Annotated in this window: 11 protein-coding genes; all 11 read right to left on the bottom strand. The window is 52.9% G+C overall.

Going from position 1 to position 20,451, the window contains the following annotated elements:
- A partial coding sequence (locus tag OB13_RS06435; RefSeq protein WP_461489330.1) for a M16 family metallopeptidase occupies positions 1 to 1,092 on the bottom strand: 1,092 nt, incomplete at its 3' end.
- Between the two features lie 6 nt (positions 1,093 to 1,098).
- Entirely contained in the window at positions 1,099 to 2,541 is a 1,443-nt protein-coding gene (locus OB13_RS06440) for a M16 family metallopeptidase (RefSeq protein WP_461489331.1), read from the bottom strand.
- A 274-nt stretch (positions 2,542 to 2,815) separates the two neighbouring features.
- Positions 2,816 to 5,164 (bottom strand): beta-glucosidase BglX, encoded by a 2,349-nt coding sequence (gene bglX / locus OB13_RS06445; protein WP_461489332.1) that lies wholly within the window; start codon positions 5,162 to 5,164, stop codon positions 2,816 to 2,818.
- Between the two features lie 5 nt (positions 5,165 to 5,169).
- The gene (locus OB13_RS06450) at positions 5,170 to 5,853 is read right to left on the bottom strand and encodes an SGNH/GDSL hydrolase family protein (RefSeq protein ID WP_461489333.1); all 684 of its coding nucleotides are present in this window, start codon (positions 5,851 to 5,853) and stop codon (positions 5,170 to 5,172) included.
- Positions 5,854 to 5,906: 53 nt separating this feature from the next.
- On the bottom strand, positions 5,907 to 7,685 hold the full coding sequence (locus OB13_RS06455) for a family 43 glycosylhydrolase (RefSeq protein WP_461489334.1): 1,779 nt from the start codon (positions 7,683 to 7,685) through the stop codon (positions 5,907 to 5,909).
- A gap of 6 nt (positions 7,686 to 7,691) precedes the next feature.
- Positions 7,692 to 9,113, bottom strand: a complete 1,422-nt coding sequence (locus OB13_RS06460) for a glucoamylase family protein (RefSeq protein WP_461489335.1) — start codon at positions 9,111 to 9,113, stop codon at positions 7,692 to 7,694.
- A 10-nt stretch (positions 9,114 to 9,123) separates the two neighbouring features.
- Positions 9,124 to 10,707, bottom strand: a complete 1,584-nt coding sequence (locus OB13_RS06465; protein WP_461489336.1) for a glucoamylase family protein — start codon at positions 10,705 to 10,707, stop codon at positions 9,124 to 9,126.
- A 121-nt stretch (positions 10,708 to 10,828) separates the two neighbouring features.
- Positions 10,829 to 12,313: a RagB/SusD family nutrient uptake outer membrane protein gene (locus OB13_RS06470; RefSeq protein WP_461489337.1), complete on the bottom strand. Its 1,485-nt coding sequence runs from the start codon at positions 12,311 to 12,313 to the stop codon at positions 10,829 to 10,831.
- Positions 12,314 to 12,330: 17 nt separating this feature from the next.
- On the bottom strand, positions 12,331 to 15,306 hold the full coding sequence (locus OB13_RS06475; protein ID WP_461489338.1) for a SusC/RagA family TonB-linked outer membrane protein: 2,976 nt from the start codon (positions 15,304 to 15,306) through the stop codon (positions 12,331 to 12,333).
- A gap of 740 nt (positions 15,307 to 16,046) precedes the next feature.
- Positions 16,047 to 17,525, bottom strand: coding sequence for a RagB/SusD family nutrient uptake outer membrane protein (locus tag OB13_RS06480; RefSeq protein ID WP_461489339.1), 1,479 nt, complete (start codon positions 17,523 to 17,525; stop codon positions 16,047 to 16,049).
- A gap of 15 nt (positions 17,526 to 17,540) precedes the next feature.
- Positions 17,541 to 20,451 (bottom strand): SusC/RagA family TonB-linked outer membrane protein (locus OB13_RS06485; RefSeq protein WP_461489340.1); only part of this gene is annotated, 2,911 nt, incomplete at its 5' end.

Below are 20,451 nucleotides of genomic sequence, written 5' to 3' on the forward strand. Positions count from 1 at the left end.
CTTGCTCATCCGGTTGATCTCATTTACGATCTCACGCAGGGAATTGCCGGTATGTTCGGTGGTCACATCGGCCACCTGCGACCAGTCCCCTACCCGGTAGCGGGCGGCCAGGGTACTGTAGGGCGAGTAGGTATAGCCTTTGTCTTCCCGGATGTTGCGGGTAATGCGCGAACCAAAGGAACCACCCAGCAGGGAGTTCGTGATACGTAGGGCCATATAATCCGGATGCGAGGGGTCTACGACCGGCAAGCCGAATACGATCGTGGACTGCGGTGCACCGGGACGGTCTATTACCACCATTTCGCCTTTGGTAACGGGCTTGGCTACCGCGATCTGTGGGGCCAGTCCTTTCGTCCAGTTGCTGAGCGAAGCGGTGATGGCCTCCTGCATGGCATCGGATTCGAATTTACCGGCCACATATACGGCTGTGCGGTCCGCCCCGAACTGCGTCTGGTAAAAGTTGCGTACCTGATCCAGTGTAAAACCATCGATCATCGCATCGGTTGGAAGATCCCGTCCGTAAGGGTGATTTGGATATAGCGCGCTCCGGAACTTGGTCTGCGCCTGTGTGCCGGGCTGCTGCCGGGCCAGGTTCATCTGCCGCTTAAAGTCATTTTTGATACGGTCCAGCTCCGACTCGGGGAAGGCCGGGTTCTGCAGCAGATCGGCCATCAGCCTGACCAGTTCAGGGCCATACTCAGACAATGCCGTGCCATAGATGGAAGTTTGATTTGGGCCAACGCTTATGTCGAGCGAACCTCCCATCCGGGCCACATCTTCGGCCAGCTGCCGGGCGTTTCGGGTAGTAGTCCCCTCCTGCATCAGATCGCCTACGATATCGGCCAGGCCGTTCTCCTTCTCCCCTTCGTGCACATTGCCCACCTGCACGATCATGCTCACGGTTACTTTGGGTATTTCGCCATAGGGCACCAGCGTAGCTGACAGGCCATTGGGCAAGTCAAATTCCTGTTTGGCAGGCAACACAAAATCTTTGGGAGTGCCTCCTTCCGGTGGCGTCTGTTTCTGAGCAGTGGCTATACCTGCGTGCATGGCCAGCAGCACAAACAGGGTCATTGAAACTAGCTTCTTCATATCGGATTAGCTTTTTGCCTGTGGGTTAACAAGTAAGACAGTACGGTTCGTTGGCCGGAGATACTCTTCGATCGTTTTCTGAAGCAACTGGGGAGTTACTTTTCTGAATTCTGCTTCAAGCCGGTTGATGCGCGCCGGATCATTGTCGAAGAGCGCAAACGTCGCCAGCAGATCGGCCTTCCCGAAACCCGATGAGGCGGCGAGCTGGTCATACAAAGAGGACCGCATCTTGACGATAGCCAAATCCAGCAGTTCCTGGCTGATGCCGTTCTGCTGCAGCTTCTGAATCTCCTTGTCGAGCACCGTCACGATAGAATCTGCTGTCACGTCGTTGTCGTGTATGAGGCTGCCCATCCACAGCATCGGCCCGTTGTAGTTGTACATGTTGCCCAGAAAGGCGTTAATGCCGCCATCTACAGAACCGGTATAGCCCCGCTCCTGCACCAGCGCCTGGTAGAGGCGGCTGTCGTTGCCCTGCAGCAGGATCTGGTCGAGCAGGCCCATGGCATAGTACTCGGGTGTGTTGCGCTCCGGCATGTGATAGGCAAAGGCCAGGGCCGGCCGGTTTGCCAGCTTGTCATCTTTGGTAAAGCGCTGTTCTTTTTCCTGGCGTGGCTCGGTCAGATCAGCTTTGGCCGGAAGCGTGGCAGAAGGTATAGCGGCAAAGTATTGCTTGATCCAGCCTTTGGCCTGCTCCGATTCAAAGTCGCCTACTACGACCACCACCGCGTTGTTGGGAGAATAATAGGTCTTGAAGAAGGATTGTACGTCATCCAGGCTGGCTGCATCCAGGTCTTTTAGGTCTCCATAAAAGTTGTGGGCATTGTACCAGTTCTTGTTGGCGTATTGTGGCATATCGAGCCAAGGGAAACCGCCGTAAGGCTGGTTGAGCACATTCACTTTCACCTCATTTTTCACCACGCCCTGCTGGTTGGTCAGGTTTTCCTGTGTGATGTTGAGTCCTTTCATCCGGTCGGCTTCGGCCCATAGCATGGTTTCAAGCTTATGCGCCGGCACGATCTCAAAGTAGTTGGTAAAGTCAAACCGGGTACTGCCGTTCAGGATGCCCCCATTCTTTTGGATGAGCTGGACGAACTCCATCTTGCCCAGGTTTTCGGAGCCCTGGAACATCATGTGCTCGAACAGGTGCGCAAAGCCGGTGCGGTCTTTGGGCTCGATCCGGAAACCAATGTTATAGTACACGGCTACCGTCACGATCGGAGCTGTTTTGTCAGGAGACAAGACCACTTTAAGGCCGTTGTCCAGGGTATAGTAGTCGACCGGTACCTGGAAAGAAGGCTCAGCAGCCGGCGTACTGACCGGTTCGGCAGTGGCCGTGGTCGTGTCCGCAGGCGGGGTGGTCGTTTGCTGGCTGCACGAAGCCGCTACCAGCACCAGCAACAAAAGCAGATACCGGAACACGTGCAAATGACATAGTTTTGAATACATAAGGCGCAGGGTTTAAAGTTTTAGATAATAATTACCTTAACACAGAGCATTTTACGAGTAAAAAAGCAATTATATTGTAATTCTTCTATAATTATTTTTTTATCAATTATTCAAATTTAAATCATACTACAGCCTCGTTTCCTGTCAACCAGAGTCCAGACTACTGCCTATACCTGTCACAAACAGGTTCTATACTGCCGGAAAAAGTATACCTTCCGCCAATGAGATTGCTGCTCATCAGCGGAAGGCATACCTAATAATTTAGCTCGTCAATCTATTCCAAACGGAAACCGGCTTCCTGCACGTCCCGGCTACTGGTGCCCACAAATACCCGGAACTCACCCGGCTCATACACATATTGCATCTCGTTGTTGTAAAACTTCAGGTCGTCTGCCGTTAGTTTGAAGGTGACGGTTTTGCTTTCTCCTTTTTTCAGAGTGATCTTCTGGAAGCCTTTCAGTTCTTTGAGCGGCCGTGTGGAGGAACCTACTACATCCTGCACGTATAGCTGCACGACCTCTTCGCCATCGTAGTTGCCGGTGTTGCGCACATCCACTTGTATCTCCAGCAGCTCGGTGCCTTTCAGGGTAGTTTTACTTAGTTGCGGCTTTGAGTACTGGAAAGTGGTATAGCTCAGACCATGGCCAAAAGGGTATAGCGGCTCATTGGGAACATCCATGTAGCGGGAGGTATACTTGTTCAGCTCCTCCCCGTTGAAAGGACGGCCGGTATTTTTCGCGTTGTAGAAGATCGGCACCTGCCCCACATGGCGCGGGAAGGTCATCGTCAGTTTACCCGATGGATTGTAGCTACCGAAAAGTACATCGGCTATGGCATTGCCGGCTTCCGTTCCGGCAAACCAGGTTTCGAGGATGGCATTGGCATTTTCGTGTTCCCAGTTCAGCGTCAGCGGTCGGCCGTTCATCAGCACGATCACCAGCGGCTTGCCGGTAGCTTTAAGCGCCTTGAGCAGGGCCAGTTGCTGACCCGGCAAGCCGATGTCAGCCCGGCTGGCAGCTTCGCCGCTCATGCCCTGCGCCTCGCCTACCACAGCCACCACTACATCCGAGTTGCGCGCCACCTGCACGGCCTCTTTGATCATGGCCTCCGAGCTGCGCTTGTCCAGCTCCAGTAAACCGCCGTGTGCATTCAGCCTGCGGATCATCTGGGCATCATCAGTGATGTTTGCTCCCTTGGCATAGTTGATCCTCACTTTGCTGCCTACCGCATTGCGTATACCCTGCTCCACCGATACGGCTTGTTTCCAGTCGCCTGCGCCGCTCCAGTTGCCGATCAGGTCACGTTGGTTACGGGCAAGCGGACCGATCAGGGCAATGGTGCCCGAAGGCTTAAGGGGCAGGGCATTCTTTTCGTTCTTGAGCAGCACCATGCTTTTGCGGGCAATGTCCCGCGCCGCTTCCCGGAATTCGGGCTTCATCATGGTATTTTTGGCCCGCTCTTCATTGATGTACCGGTAAGGATCCTGGAACAAACCGAGCTTATACTTCGCTTCCAGTACCCGGCGACAGGCCAGGTTAATTTCTTCTTCGGTCACTTTCCCGTTCTTAACCTGGGCGCCCAGCTCTTTCAGGAAAAGCTCGCCAACCATGTCCATGTCCACACCGGCTTTCAGGGCCAGGGCAGCTACTTCCCCCTCGTTGCCCACACCGTGCGCCATCATCTCGTTGATGGCCGTGTAGTCCGTCACCACAAACCCATCGAAGCCCCACTGATCCCGCAGCAGCTCGGTCATGAGCCAGCGGTTACCGGTTGCGGGAACGCCGTTTATCTCGTTGAAAGATGTCATCACACTGCCGGCTCCGGCATCCAGTGCAGCTTTGTAAGGCGCCATATACTCATTGAACATCCGCTGCAGGCTCATGTCCACGGTACCATAGTCACGGCCGGCCTCCGCTGCGCCGTAAAGGGCAAAATGCTTCACACAGGCCATGGCCGTGTTGGGTAAGGTCAGGTCATCTCCCTGGTAGCCACGCACCATGGCTTCCGCTACCCGCGAGCCTAACCAGGGGTCTTCGCCGGCTCCTTCCGCCACGCGGCCCCAGCGTGGGTCACGGGCGATGTCCACCATCGGCGAGAACACCCAGTTCAGCCCATCGGCCGTAGCTTCCTCGGCCGCAATGCGGGCACTCCGCTCAATCGCCTGCATGTCCCAGCTCGAAGCCAGGCCCAGGGGCATCGGGAAGATGGTGCGGTGTCCGTGGATGACGTCATACCCGAAAAGCAGCGGAATCTTGTGCCGCGTATTGTTCACGGCAAACTCCTGTAACTTACGCACAGCAACCGGCGTGAAGGTGTTGAACACCCCGCCTACGTTGCCTTTCCGGATGTTTTCATCTACGTTCTCGCTGACAATCGGCCCCGTCACATCGAAGCCGACCGATACCAGGTTCAGCTGCCCGATCTTTTCTTCCAGCGTCATCTTTGCCAGCAGGTCGTTGATAAATTTATCCATTTCCGGATCAGTGGATTGGGGCTTTGCAGCAGCAGGCTGTGATGCAGGCGCTGTCGTGTTTTGGGTGGTCTCTGACTCCTGAGGCGGCGTGGTGGTCTGCGCGCAGCCCATGCAAAGGAGAAGCAAAAGTATAGTAGAAGCTTTATTCATGGCTGTTATTGTTTTGTCTGTATCAAATGGGGTTCAATGGCCTTCTGCCAGATCCGGTAACCTTGCTGGTTCATGTGCAGATTATCTGAAAGAAAGATGTCCGGTTGTGGCTTACCGTCCGGCCCGAGCATTGGCTGGTAGACATCCACATAGGCGGTATTCGGATGCTTCTGGAGGTAATACTTGATGAGGGCATTGGCCTCCCGGATGACCGGCATATACTGTTTCCTGCTCGGGCTGGGCTTCATGGAAACAAAGGAGATGGGCACCTGCGGCAGCTTTTTCCGGATAGCGGTGAAGACGGCGTCAAAACGCCGCACCACCTCCTTCGCCTCCACAGTACCGGAGGCTATGTCATTTTCACCGGAATAAATGACGACTTGTTTGGGCTCGTAAGCGAACACGATATCTTCCAGGTAATACTTCAGGTCAAGCAGGTTGGAGCCACCGAAGCCCCGGTTGATAATCTGGTGGCTGGGGAACATCTCCTGCAGGTTATCCCACATCCTGAAAGAGGAGCTGCCCACAAAGAGGATAGCCTGCCGGGGTGGTTGCTGCAGGCTATCCTGCTGTTTGAAAGTCTGAATTTCGTCCCAGAAGGGCGGCTTCTGATCCTGTGCCTGCAGGGCAGGCAGGCGGCCCAGGTATAGGGTCAGCAGCAACAGGTAGCGGAGGTGTTTTGGCATCATAATTTTCTTTGGTCAGACTGAAGGTACTATCTTTTGAAGCTATTCGCCCGAGATTACTTTACTCTGACAGGTTTGGTTCGCTTCGAAATTCCGTTTTCGTTGAAAGACTCAATGGCAAAATAATAGCCCTGGTCCACCGTAAGGCTACGCATGTACAGGGAATTGTCCCCGTATACCATCCAGGAACTATACAACTTGTCCGGAGCGATACCCCACAGGATGTTATACCCCTGCGCATTGGGCTGAGCCGTCCAGGTGATCTGCGCATCGCGTCGGTCCTGCTGGCGCTTCACTTCAAAATTCTTCACGCTTGCCGGCGCTTTGCCTTGTCCCTTGCCGAATATGCGCAGCCCGGAGATAGCCAGATGCGGCGTCGGGGCGTGCAGGTTCTGGAAGCGCACATACCGCACCATTTGGGGAGCAGCCAGCTCGACATAGTCGTTTGGCACATCCCGCTTGTTGTCTTTTTTATCCACGAGCGTCATCCACTTTTTCCCGTCTGTGGAGCCCTCTATCAGGTAGCGGTGATGCAGGCCGGGGATCTTACCGTATAGGTCGGACTTGTAATCATGGTAGTTCACCTGGATGGCGTATACCTGGCCGGGATTCTGCAGGTCGATCTCTATCCATTGCTGGTCATTGTTTTCTGCAGCTACCCAAAAGCTGCGGATGTCTTCATCCACAATGTTCTCGGCGCCATACTTTTCGAGGGTGGAAGATATTTTAACAGGCTTGTTGTAGGAAAGCAGCATCCAGCCGGCAAACTCCCCCATCTTGCCAGGTATAGCCGGCGCAAAATGCGGGTAGTCCCCAAAGGACGTGTTCATGTGCATCAGGCCGTCTTTATCAAAATAGGTGGGAAACATATTGAGACGACGTTCCCAGTTGACATTGACGGATACAGAAGCGGATGCAAAGTGCCAGTACTGCCCATGCGGACCTACTACCGTGCTGCCATGGCCCGCTCCGTTGGCAAAACCTCCGGGCTTATAGGAAATGGGATTGTTGGGCGCGTAGATATAGGGCCCTAAAGGCGAATCGCTGGTATAGACACCGTCCGCGTATACATTGAACTCCGTGCCGGGCGCGGCATATTGCAGGTAGTAAGTGCCATTGTGCTTCGTCATCCAGGGGCCTTCCATGTAGCCGCGTGCCGTGTCGGCATGGTTCTCCCCAAAGCGTTCCCAGCCATGCTTGCTGCCATCCAGCTTGAAGAGTTCCCAGGTCTTTTCGGAAGGACGGAAGCGTTTCTTGCGGTCCAGCGTCTTGGCCCGGATGGGGTAGACATTGGAGGAACCCCAGTACATGTACGCTTTGCCGTCATCGTCGATGAAGAGTGCCGGGTCCTGCAGGTCGTTGAGAATGGCCGGCGTAGCTTTCCAGTCGCCTTTTTTAGGATTGTCGGTATAGAGCACACTCATAGAGCCCGAAGGGTCTCCGGCCACGTACAGCACCGAGTCCTTGTAGTTGTGCGCAGCCGGGGCATTGGAACCCTGGAAGTACCACTTTTCAGGCGTGATAAAGTTCCAGTTATGCAGGTCGGTGGAATGCCAGTAACCCAGGGAGCGGGTCACAAACATATAATACTCATCTTTAAACCGTACAACAGCCGGGTCAGCGCCAGACCGGTACGAGAGGTCTTGGTGCGCATTGTAGATCATGTAGGTATAATCTACGTTCAGCGGATTGCAGTACGTGCTTGGCTGTTTGGACTGCCCCTGTACCTGCAGGCAACAGAAAAGAAGAACCAAGGCAGTACACGTCAGGCGAACTTTCAATTCGCCCTTGGCAAATCGGGCACTGCTCAGGATGAAAGGTATGGCTTGTAGCATAATTCTTTAATTCAATAGTTGAGGACTTTCAAAACCGAGCTTCTTCAGGCCGGCCTGCACCTCCGGGGCACTCATGAACAGGTCCCAAAGCAGACCGCTTCGCTGGTTTTCAATCATCACCACAATCGGGCCCTGGTCTATACCCAGGTAGCGCTTCGGAAACCAGTTCTCGGATTCACTGTAGGCATCGTAAGGACCGTATTTACCGATCATTTTGTCCCCCATGTCTTCGTAGAGGTGGCGGATCACTTTCATGGATTCTTCAGGGGTATAGGGGTAAGACGATAAGGCGGCTGTGGGCGTGATCACTCCCAGGTCGCGGGTCGGGGTGTGCGCAGCGTAACCTTGCGGAGAGTAGCTGGCAGTAAAGCCCCAGGCATCCGCTCCATATCCTTTAAAGTTTTTCGGATTGTCGATGGCATAGTCGTAGTGGATGAGCGCATGGTTGCGGTTGTGCTCCCAATAGTCAGCATACTTGTCTTTGAGCCCGCGCGGGTCCAGCCCCAGGTAAGAATAGTGTGCCCAGAACAAAGGTCCGACGCTGCCTTTCTCCCCTTGGTGGTCCAATACGATTTTGTGGCCGTACTGTTCTACCTGGGTGTTGATGGCGCCTTTCCGGGCCCAGCCTTCGTGGTATACCGCTGCCGGGATCGTATGGGTGGGCGAGGAAGCGGCCAGCACATACATCACCAAGCACTCGTTGTAACCGGCTACCGGGAAGTTCATGGCCCAGTCATGGTTGGGTGACCAGTGCCAGTACAGGGCGTTTTTGCCTTTGTTTCGGTACCAGTCCCACTCCACTCCCTCCCAGAGTCTGGTGATCTGGGCAGCCAGTGCTTTTTCCTGGGTGTTGCCTTCGGCAAAATACTGGCGCACCGTCAGCAGCCCCTGCACCAGGAACGCTGTCTCGACCAGGTCACCGCCATCATCTTTGGGGCTGAAGGGCTTCACTTTCCCTGTCTCGCCGTGCAGCCAGTGCGGCCAGGCCCCGTGGAAGCGATCCGCTTTCTCAAGATAATTGGTTATTTTCTGTAAGCGCTCAAAGCCTTCTTCCCGCGTAATGAAGCCCCGCTCGATCCCGACCAGGATGGCCATGACGCCAAAGCCGGTAGCGCCGGTCGTCACGACATTATGGTCGTTTTGCGGATAATCTCCATCGATATGGATGCGCTCCCGTGCTGCGCCGGAGGTAGGCTCTGCCCCCTCCCAGAAATACTGAAAAGTTTGCTGCTGCAACAGGGTGAGCAATTCTTCGTCGCTAAGTTTTTTATTCTGAACTGCGGTTGTGTCGGCCTTTTCGGTTGTAGCCGGTGTTTCTGTAGTCCCGGCCTTCTGCTGGCAGCTGAAAAGAAGCAGCAAAGTCAAGGAAAACAGGAAGGTATAGCGGAAGGATCGGCTGTTTTTCAGGTAAAAATACGGGTGTTCCATAGGTAAAAGATTAATGTAATTGAACAGAAAGTGCTTTATCCGTTGCGTTTCCTTTGAGACGCAGCTGATAGGTTCCGGTTGGCGTGCTGCTGCCGAAATTAACCGGATATAGCCCGGGAGACCGGGTTTCAGCTTTCCAGATTGTTTCGGCTATACCTCCGTCTGATTTCTCTAAGGTCAGGGTATAAGGCCCTGCATCCGTAACGGCCACATCCACCTGGTAGACCTCCAGGTCCGGGTGCTTCAACAAGTCCTGCAGCCCGGTTCTGCTATCAGGTATAGCTAGCGAAAATCCCGCCTCATACACGGGCTTCCGGATACCGGCCTTTGTAAGTCCGGTCTGCACTTCGGGCAGGTCAGTAAACAGTTTCCAAAGCAGGCCGCTCCGGTAATTCTCAATCATAACTACAACCGGGCCCTGGTCAATGGCCAGGTGGTCCTGGGCAGTCCAGTTGCGCGATTTGTTATAGGCATCCCTGAATCCGTAGGTTCCCCACAGGGTTGCACCCATACGGTTGAAATTACGGAGCGCCTGCATGGAATAGAACGGCGTATAGGGGAAAGAAGACAGGGCGGCAGTCGGTGCAATAGTGCCATTGTCGTTCGTTGGCTGGTGTGCTGTGTAGCCATCCGGATCATCCGAGGCGGTGAGGCCCCAGTTGCCGCTGGAATAGCCGTAGCTTTTAGGTGCACTGTAAAGACTACAGGCCCGGTTGATCAGGGTATGTTTGAGGTTGTGCAGCCAGTAGTGCGTGTGTTGGTCTTCCATTTGTTTCGGGTCCAGGCTTAGGAACGAATACTGGGCAAAAAACAGCGGGCCGCCATAGCCCGGGCCCATGTTGAGCTGGTAGCCTTCGTAGATGCCCATATTCCTGTTGATCCAGGTACGTTGGTATACGTCTGAAGGGATGGCATGTGTGGGAGAAGCCATGGCTAACACGTACGTGATGAGGGCTTCGTTCCAACCGCGTATGGGCATATTCATTTCCCAACCGAGAGTAGGGCTCCAATGCCAGTAAAGCAAGCCGTCGCCGCGGGAAGCATACCAGTCCCACTCCACGCCCTCCCAGAGTTTGGTAATCTTGTTTCGCAGTTCGGATTCCAGTGGATCTGTTCCGTTAAAATAGGCGCGGGCGGTCAGCAGACCGTTTATCAGAAACGATGTTTCTACCAGGTCTCCTCCGTTGTCTTTCGGGCTGAACGGTATGACGGCGCCGGTACTGCCGTGCATCCAATGACTCCAGGCGCCATGAAAGCGATCTGCCCGGGCCAGGTAATCCGTTAGCTTGTTTAGTCGTTCTACGGCCTGCGCTCTTGTGATCCAGCCCCGGTGTGCGCCTACCAGTATAGCCTGCACCCCAAAACCTGTACCTCCGGTGGTGACCACTTCGCCGGAGCTACTGCGCTCGCGCGCCATCCCGCTGACCGGGTGGGCAAAATCCCAGAAATAGCGGAAAGTCGACTCCTGCACTTTATCCAGCAGGGCCTTGTCCTCGGCAGCAGTAGTGGCAGGTGGTATAACAGGTTCAGTCGGCTCCGGCACAGGCGGTGCCTCTTCTTTCTCACTTTTACAGGCTAGAAGCGTGCATAGCATTAGTAGGAAACAGTACCAGAGCTGTTTGTTTATCATCCTTGGTGATAAGGGTGGTATTTTGTTTAAAATAGAAAGTATGGAGCCCTGCTTCGCAACGACTCCATACTTTTGTATTACAAGATTAATAGCCCGGATTCTGAGTCAGGGGCCCCCCACTGAGGTTGATCTGCTGCTGCGGAATCGGTAACACTTCGTTTACACCTGCTTTAAACTGTTTGCCCTGTGCCTGCAGCACCTCAGCAGCTCTGCCCTGGCGTACCAGGTCAAAGTACCGGTCGCCGTTTTCCAGGGCCAGTTCTACACGGCGCTCCTGCCAGATACGCTTGCGCAGCTCCTCCTGTGAGACGGAAGCAATCGGGGCCAGCCCGGCTCTAACCCGTACTCTGTTCAGGTCCGCCAGCGCCTGTGCTGTCATGCCCAACTCGTTGGCTGCCTCGGCACGTATCAGCAGGATCTCTGCAAAACGCAGAATGCGAATGTTTTGGTCCTTGCCATAGCCACACTCGTTCGTAACAAAGCTTGGTACGTAGGCTTTCTGGTTATACCTTGGGTTCGGTGCATCCGGGTTGATCACATCGCCTTCGGGAGTTTTTTCTCCCCTGAACAAGATAGTGGCCTCCATACGCTTGTCCCCTTTCTCAAACGCGTCTACCAGATTCTGTGTCGGCTCTACAAAACCCCAGCCGAACTGGCCACGCACGCCCTGCACCTCAGCCCACTGACTATTAGACGCGCCGCAGTTTCCAGGTATAGTCTGGGCTTCTATTTCAAAAACAGACTCAACATTATGCTCTCCGGAAATGCGGAAGATACTGTAGTAATCCTGTACAAGATTGTAGCCTAAGCCTTCTACCTGGTTTGTCAGGTTTATCACTTCCTGCCAGTTGCGCTGGTATAGCTGCACCTTGGCCAGCATACCCAAGGCAGCACCTTTGGTAACACGACCGCGTTCGGCAGCTGAATAGCTAGGCTGCAGCACCTGACTGGCATCTGTCAGGTCTTTTATGATCTGTGCGTACACTTCTTCCCGGCTGGCTCTGGGTATGTTCAGTGTTGCAGGATCCTCCTGCTCCCCTGGGAGAGGAACAGCCAGGCGAAGTGGCACGCCACCAAATGCCCTTACCAAATTAAAGTAATGATACGCCCTGAAGAATTTAGCCTCAGCCAGAATCCGCTCTTTCTGCCCCGCATCCATCGCTATGAGCGGCACATTGGTCAGGACCTGGTTGGTCAGGTTTATAGCCTGATACTGGCCGTTCCAGTAGCCGTTCAACTGCCCATCTGTAGAAGTGATGGTGAAGTTGTCATATTCATCCAGGAAACCGGCGTCGCCGGGCACACTGCCTTTGGCAGCATCATCAGAGGTAATAGTGGTTACGGCAAGGTGAGCAAACGCGATCACATTCCACTCTCGCAGGTTGCCATACACGGAGTTGATAGCCAGTCTGGCATGCTCAGGAGTCGTAAAGAATTCCTCTCCTTTCCCTACTCCCTCCGGTTCCACATCCAGGAAATCTTCTGAACAGGACGCCAAAAGTCCTCCGATACTCAGGGCGCTGATAAGTATAAAGGAGTTGCGCTTAACGTTATAGAGTATATTTTTCATGATTTTTTTCTTGTTTGTTAGAATGTAGCGTTAACACCAAAGTTGTAGGTAGCCGATAGCGGATAAACGTTTCGATCGATGCCCTGGCTTACCGGAGCGCCGCCTACCTCTGGAGAAAAGCCGTTATATTCGAACCAGGTTACCGGGTTCTGCGCATTCACATACACGCGCAGGTTGCGCATTTTCAGATTACTTACCAATGCGTTTGGCAGGTTATAGCCTAACTGCAGGTTCCGGATTCTGATGTAACTGCCGTTTTCGACGTAGTAATCGTTCGGATCCAGGTTTCTACCAGTGAGCTTAGCAGAGGGATAAGAGTTGGATGTACCCGCGCCGTTCCAGCGGTTGTCATAGAACTCCTTGTCATAATTCTCGTTGCCGTAGCGCACGTTGCGGTTACCGTTGTAGATGTCCACATCAGACACTCCTTGTATGTCTAGCTGCAGGTCGAAACTTTTGAAGCGGAAGCCTGTATTGATGCCGTATATAAAACCAGGGTTCGGGTTACCGATGATGGTCTTGTCTCTTTCATCGATGACCTGGTTGCCATCCAGGTCTCTGAACCGGAAGTCGCCGGGTTTAGCACCAGGCTGCGGGGACTCCAGGATCTCCTGCTGGTTCTGGAATATACCTTCCACCTCATAGCCAAAGAAAGATCCGATCGGATCGCCGACGCGGGTTATACTTACCTGGTAGCCGCCCAATGGAAGATTCCCGTCGAAGAAAGCTGCATTATCTGTAGCAATTTTGGTTACTTCGTTCTGGTTCCTGGAGAAGTTGGCACCGATAGTATAGCTGATGTCATCTGATACGTCATCGCTCCAGTTCGCTATCAATTCTAAACCTCTGTTGCGGAAGTCAGCAAAATTACCTCTGAGCTGTCCATTCAAACCTAAGAATCCGAGTGGGGTCAGGCCGAAAATGGCATCTTTGGTCTGCTTGCTGTACCAGTCTGCTTCAATTGTCAGTCTGTTATTTAGCAAGCCCATTTCAATACCCAAATCCACTTCTTCCACTACTTCCCAGAACAAGGTGGCAGGTACAACATCCGTAATGTTTGCACCCGGGAAAAGTACACCATTATAAATCGAGCCAAATCGTGGGTCTCTGTTTACCGGTAGTCTGAAAATGTTGGCCGGGATGTTGTTGTTACCCAGTCTGCCCCAGCTTGCTCTTAGCTTCAGGTTGTCGAATATGGTTTGGTTCTGCATGAAGTTTTCCTCAATAACACGCCAGCCCAATCCGATCGAAGGGAAATACTCCCATCTGTCTTCCCGTGGGTAGTTAGAGGACGCATCATACCGGAGTGTGGCAGTGAGGAGATAGCGGTCGAGGAAGGAATAGTTTACCCGGCCAAAGTATGACAAAAATGTACCTTTGGCACCGCCTGCATCAATATTAAATGTCTCAGGGTCTCCCAGGTCCAGGTATAGGTCTGCTTCCGTGTCGAATTCCACATCGTTAACCGTTCCTAAAAAGAAATTAGATTTGTCTTCCTGAGCCGAAGTGCCTAACAAGGCTGTTATAGCATGATCACCAAAAGTTTTGTCATACGTCAGCGTATTTTCCCAGAGCCACATGTTTGATTTGCTTCTGCGCTGGGATAAGAGGCTTCTGGAGGCGAATTGTACACTAGTCAGCGAGTCCTGAGATTTATAGTTTCTGTATTCATCTATACCATAGTTCAGACCCAGGCTGGTGCGGAAGGTGAACCCGTCCAGGAACATAAGCTCACCAAAAGCATTTCCTGTTAAGCGCTGTCCGTTTGATTTCTGGTTGAACCAATCCAGTGAAGCCTGTGGGTTTGCAAAGTTTCCTACGGGGTAACTGGCTGGATCGCCATACCTGCCGTTTGGCTCAAATACAGGAATAATAGGCGGTGCTACATACGCCTGGTAGAAAATGTCAGCCGGAATGTCATTTGACTGATAATCGTAGAAAATGCCGTTGTAGCCTACTTTAATGTTCTTGCTGACCTGGAAGTCTGTTTGCAGACGAGCTGTGAGACGACGATAATCATTGCCTTTTATGATACCTTCCTGATTCAGGTAACTGGCACTGGCCATATACGTTACCTTTTCGGATCCACCGGAGGCTGAAATCTGGTGGTTGTGGACTATCGCATTGCGCAGCACCTGGTCATACCAGTCAGTGGAAGGTAAACCTGTCGGAAGAAGCTTGGCATCCGGATTTTCAATCAACAGCTTCTCATTCACAAGCGTCGTATACTCCTGCGCATTGGTCATGTCAAGCTGATTGGTTACGCGCTGCATGCCTACAAACCCATTGTAGTTCACAGTAGATTCCCCTGCCTTACCGCGTTTGGTAGTCACCAGCACCACCCCATTGGCAGCACGTACACCATAAATAGCGGCACTCGAGGCATCTTTCAGAATCTCCATGGACTCAATATCTGCCGGGTTGAGGAAGCTCAGGTCGTTTACAAAAGTACCATCTACCACATACAAAGGGTCTGTGCTACCTAAAGCTGATCCTGCACCCCGAATCCTGATCTGCGGCGAGGCACCAGGCGCACCGGAATTGGTGATGGTTACACCGGCTACTTTACCCTGCAACGAGCTAACCGGGTTCTGCGAAGCCTGTCTTACCAGTTCCTCGCTTTTAACGGAGGCGATTGAACCGGTTACATCGCGCTTTTCCTGCACACCATAACCTGTTACCACCACTTCCTGCAGTTGCTCTGCAGATGGCGTTACTGTTAAATTCAGCGTGGTTTGGTTGTTGATGGGAAATTCCTGCTTTTGATACCCCAGGTAATTGACGACAAGCGTGCCGTTAGCAGGCGCATTCAGCGTAAAATTTCCTGAAGCATCGGTTTGTGTGCCAATGGTTGTTCCTTTTACCTGCACACTGGCAGCCACAAGCGGCTCCCCTGTTGTTGCATCTGTTATAGTTCCGGTAATGGCAATATCTTGTGCCATCAGTACATGGAAATAGAAAAGACAAAGGATGAGTAAAAAAGTTCTTTTCATACGTTTTTGTTTTGCTGTAAAACTGATTGTAAACTACTAAGCACACGAGCTCCCAGCCCTGCGCTTCAAAAAAAACCTTCAATTGGATTTTTTTAAACAGATAAGCTTATTTAACATAGAATAATTAATCTAATTTGAACATTATTAAGGAAAATCGACAGCTATTCTAAGCACTTGAAAGCTTAACAAATCCGTATACGGGACTAAAGCCAATAAGTAGTTGACTTCCCCCTGTTGCAGCATGGCTATACCTGCCTTCCAGAGGCTGTAAGGCGTGCAAATTCCCGTTAGTCCCGTCACAGGGTAGTAGGATAACGCAGTAGCTTCCAATGGAAAAGAGATATCGGCATACCTCTTACCTGAAGGGGTATACCAGTACTTCTTTGTGCTATTTTTTTTTGATCTGTCAGCTTGAAGCGAAAATTGAACGCATGCTGTTATTGAAGCAATGGATGATAGGGCAACCTACTGGGCAGTGGCTTCCGGTCGATCACGTGGTTGACACTGATGGAGGTAGGTATGGATGCCAGGATTGTGGCCCCATTGACCGTGATCTTATCTCCCCTTATTCCTACAGCTAACCGGTTACAGGGAAGTTGATGGCTCAGGCATGGGGTCAAGAGTTACAACTTGTATGTGTTCCGGTCAATGGATAAGTTCCTTAAGTTATGGTCAGCTTAAAGACATAGAGCCACACCAGGTGGCTCTATGGTTAAAAATCAAAGTTAAAAGATCAAATATTAGTACCCAGGATTCTGCGTCAACACGCCGCCGCTCAGGTCAATCTGGCGTTGCGGTATCGGGAATACTTCATTTTTGCCTTCCACAAAGCTTTTGCCTTGTGCCCTGAACACCTCGCCTGCCCTGCCCTGGCGCACCAGGTCAAAGAAGCGGTCGTCTTCCATCGCCAGTTCTACCCGGCGTTCGTGCCAGATGATGTTGCGCAACTCCTCCTGCGAGGTGGTAGTTACCGGACTGAGCCCGGCCCGCGCCCGCACCCGGTTGAGGGAAGCTAAGGCTACATCGGGCATACCTAACTCGTTGGCCGCCTCCGCGTGCATCAGCAACACCTCTGCAAAGCGTATCACCCGGATGTTCTGATCTTTACCGTAACCGCACTCTTTGGTCACGCTATTCGGGGTATAGGCTTTTTGATTATACCGCGGGTTGGCAGCTGTTTCGCTGATCCGGTCTCCTTCCGGAGTCGCCTCGCCGCGGTACAGAATGGTGGCCTCCCTGCGGACATCTCCTGGCTCAAAGGCATTTTCCAGGTCTTCGGAAGGTATACCGAAGCCCCAGCCGAACTGTGGCCGCACGCCCCGTACCTCCGACCACTGGCTGTTGGAAGCATCGCAGTTTCCGGGCAGGGCCTGTGCCTGAATTTCAAACACAGACTCTATGTTGTTTTCATTTTCGATCCGGAAGATCGCGTTGTAATCCGGCATCAGGTCATAGCCCAGGCTCATCACCTGTTCCGTCAGCGAGAGCACGTCGCTCCATTCCTGCTGGTACATTTTAGCTTTTGCCAGCAGGGCCAAAGCGGCGCCTTTGGTGGCTCGTCCCACATTCTCCGCGTCGTAGCGTACGGGCACCTGTATGGCATCGTTCAGGTCCATTTCAATCTGGGCATAGACTTCCTCGCGGCTGGCCCGGGGGAGGTTCACCTGCTCCGGAGACTCCTGTTCGTTCGGATCTGCCGGTATAGTGGTCCGCAACGGAACACCTCCAAAGGCCCTCACCAGGTTGAAATAGTGGAAAGCCCGCAGGAACTTAGCCTCGGCGATCAGGCGCGCCTTCAGGGCCTCATCCATCTGGATAGGCGGCACCCGGTTAATGGTCTGGTTAGCCAGGTTGATGCCCTGGTAGTGGTAGGTCCAGTAATCGTTGATCACAAACTGGGTGGCGGTAAATGTAAACTGGTCGAAATCATTGAGGAAACCGGCGTCCCCTTCTACACTTCCTTTGTCTGCATCATCCGAGCTTATCGTGGCAAGCGCCAGCGTCGGAAAACCCACTTGTCCCCACTCGTCCAGGTTGCCATAGATTGCGTTCACAGACCGTATGGCATGCTCCGGTGTCACAAAAAAGTCTTCTCCCCTGGCTTGCCCCTGTGGGTCCACGTCCAGAAAGTCATCCTTACAGGAGTTTGTCACCCCGAGCGTCAGCAGGCAAAGCAGAAGTACTGCCTTGCCTGTTACCCTTTTATCTTTCCTTTTCATAAAGCTCTTTATTTACTAAAATGAAACGTTCACCCCGAAGTTATAGATTGCAGACAGCGGGTACACGTTCAGGTCAATACCGGCGCTGGTCGGGGGGCCACCCACCTCAGGGGTAAAGCCGTTGTAATCAAATAGGGTCAATGGATTTTGTGCGCTTACATAAAACCTGACGCTCTGCATTTTCAGCCTCGTCATCAAATCGCTGGACAAGGTATAACCCACCTGCACGTTTCGGATCCGGATATAATCCCCGCTTTCCACATACCAGTCGTTCGGGTCCAGATTGGCACCGGCCAGGTTAGCCGATGGGTATGAATTGGAAGTGCCGGGGCCGTTCCAGCGGTTGTCGTAGAAGTCCTGGATATAATTTTCGTTGCCATACCGGACCCCTTTGTTGGCATTGTAGATCTCAATGCCGGCCACGCCCTGTATATCCAGCTGCAGGTCAAACTGCATGAACCTGAAGTTGGTATTCAGGCCATAGATGAACCTTGGGTTAGGATCGCCGATGATCGTTCTGTCCCGTGTGTCGATCACACCATCCGCGTTCAGGTCCCTATACCTAAAATCACCGGGCTGTGCAGTAGGCTGAGGCGAAGTTTCAACCTCCTGCTCATCCTGGAAGATGCCTTCCACTTCATACCCAAAGAAGGAACCGATCGGATCACCCACCCGGGTAATGGTAGTCAGGTAGCCGCCAACCGGCAACCCACCGCCATATTGCGGGATATCTCCGATCGTCACATCGGTCACTTCGTTTTTGTTGTAGGCGCCATTGGCCCCTATGCTGTATCCAAAGTCTGCAGTTGGATCATCGGACCAGTTGACCACTAACTCAACGCCGGTGTTTTTGAAGCTGGCATAGTTACCCAGAATGGTGTTGTTGCTCGCTCCAGCCTGCGCTGAAACGGGCACCGGAATAATGGCATCCTCCGTTTTCTTGTCATACCAGTCTGCCTCTAAAGATAGCCTGCTGTTCAGGAAACCCATTTCCAGACCGATGTCTGTTTCCTTCACCACTTCCCATCTTAAGGTTGGAGGTACGACGGTAGTAATACTTTCGCCAATCTGGGGTACTCCGCCAAAAAAGGTGATCAGCCTAGGCTCGAGGGTTGAGGTCAGGATGAAGACTCCTGTAGGGATGTTCTCATTTCCCAACTTACCCCAACTGGCCCGCAGCTTCAGCACGTTCATGAAGGATTGATTCTGCATAAAAGGCTCTTCAGATACTAACCAACCCACGCCAATGGCAGGGAATTCGTCCCATCTGTCGTCACTCGGGAACTTGGAGGAACCATCGCGACGCAGGGAGGCCGTCAGCATGTACTTGCCGGCATACGTGTAGTTAAGGCGACCGAAGTAAGAGAGGAAACTGGATTTGTCGCCTACGTTGATGATGCGCATCGTTTCCGGATCGCCCAAACTCAGGTATAGCGTACCTTCTGACTCAAAGGGAACATCGTTGGCAGATCCCCGGAATACTTCAGAATTTTCCTCCTGAGCAGAAGTTCCTAATAAGGCGGTTACCTCGTGCTGGCCGAATATTTTCGTATAGGTCAGCGTGTTTTCCCAAAGCCAGAGGTCAGACCGATCTCTGCCCTGGGTCAGCAGGCTTCGTTGGGCAAACTGAACCGTGGTCAGGGAGTCTTGCCGAATGTAGTTCCGGGTGCGTTGCTGACTGTAGTTGAGCCCGAAACTGCTCCGGAAAGAAAAGTCCGTCAGAAATTTAAACTCACCAAAGATATTACCCACCAGGCGCTGCCCGCTTGTTTCCTGGTTGAACCAGTCCAGCGTGGCCTGCGGGTTGGCAAAGTTGCCCAACGGAAAGTCGGCCGGGTCCCCGTAGTTTCCATTGGCTTTTCTGATAGGTATGACAGGAGGTATGACGAAAGCCTGGTACAGCAGGCCGCTGGGTATCGTATCCGAATTGAAGTTGTAGAAAATAGCATTATAACCCAGGTTGATCTTGTCGCTGAGCTTAAAATCGGTCTGCAGCCGGGCAGTGATGCGTTCGTAGGCGCTTCCTTCCACTATACCCTCCTGGTTAAAGTATCCGGCACTGAAGTTATAGGTCACCCGCTCCGAGCCACCTGATATACCTACCTGGTGGTTATGGACCAGGCCGGTACGCAGCACCTGGTCATACCAGTCTACACCGGGAGAATTAGGGTCCAGGTCATTGTTGCCCAGCTTTTCGTTCACCAGGGTGGCATATTCCCGTGCATCGGCCATCTCCAGTTTATTAGTCACCCGTTGCAAACCGACATAACCGTTGTACGTCAGCCGGGGCGGTCCTTCTGCGCCGCGCTTGGTAGTAACCAGTACCACCCCGTTTGCAGCACGCACCCCGTAAATAGCCGCGCTGGAAGCATCTTTGAGTATCTCCATCGACTCGATATCCGCCGGGTTGAGGAAATTGAGGTCCGGTACAAATACACCGTCCACCACGTAGAGGGGCTCCACCCCGCTCTGTGCCGAGCCTACTCCCCTGATGCGTACCTGCGGAGAAGCTCCCGGCACGCCTGTGTTGGTGATCTGCACGCCGGCTACCCGCCCCTGCAGGTTACTCACCGGGTTTTGCGCCGGTTGCCGGGCTATCTCCTCCCCTTTCACAGAAGCGATAGAACCCGTCACATCCCGTTTTTGCTGGGTGCCATACCCTGTCACCACGACCTCATCCAGTTGTTCTGCCGAAGGCTTTAACTGTAGGTTTAAGGTTGTCTGGTTGTTGATGGGGAATTCCTGTCGCTGGTATCCCAGGTAATCCACGACCAGCGTACCATTGGCAGGAGCGCTGAGTGTAAAATTACCTGAAGCATCTGTCTGCGCGCCCCTGGTGGTCCCTTTTACCTGCACGCTGGCTGCGATGAGCGGGTCCCCTGTTGCAGCGTCCTTCACCGTACCTGTGATGGTGATGTCCTGCGCA

The organism is Pontibacter sp. HJ8, assembly GCF_054824225.1.

Bases quoted from the DNA above. Each gene is read 5' to 3' on its own strand.
- OB13_RS06440 (WP_461489331.1), bottom strand. From the start codon at position 2,541: ATGTATTCAAAACTATGTCATTTGCACGTGTTCCGGTATCTGCTTTTG.
- bglX (WP_461489332.1), bottom strand. From the start codon at position 5,164: ATGAATAAAGCTTCTACTATACTTTTGCTTCTCCTTTGCATGGGCTGC.
- OB13_RS06450 (WP_461489333.1), bottom strand. From the start codon at position 5,853: ATGATGCCAAAACACCTCCGCTACCTGTTGCTGCTGACCCTATACCTG.
- OB13_RS06455 (WP_461489334.1), bottom strand. From the start codon at position 7,685: ATGCTACAAGCCATACCTTTCATCCTGAGCAGTGCCCGATTTGCCAAG.
- OB13_RS06460 (WP_461489335.1), bottom strand. From the start codon at position 9,113: ATGGAACACCCGTATTTTTACCTGAAAAACAGCCGATCCTTCCGCTAT.
- OB13_RS06465 (WP_461489336.1), bottom strand. From the start codon at position 10,707: ATGCTATGCACGCTTCTAGCCTGTAAAAGTGAGAAAGAAGAGGCACCG.
- OB13_RS06470 (WP_461489337.1), bottom strand. From the start codon at position 12,313: ATGAAAAATATACTCTATAACGTTAAGCGCAACTCCTTTATACTTATC.
- OB13_RS06475 (WP_461489338.1), bottom strand. From the start codon at position 15,306: ATGAAAAGAACTTTTTTACTCATCCTTTGTCTTTTCTATTTCCATGTA.
- OB13_RS06480 (WP_461489339.1), bottom strand. From the start codon at position 17,525: ATGAAAAGGAAAGATAAAAGGGTAACAGGCAAGGCAGTACTTCTGCTT.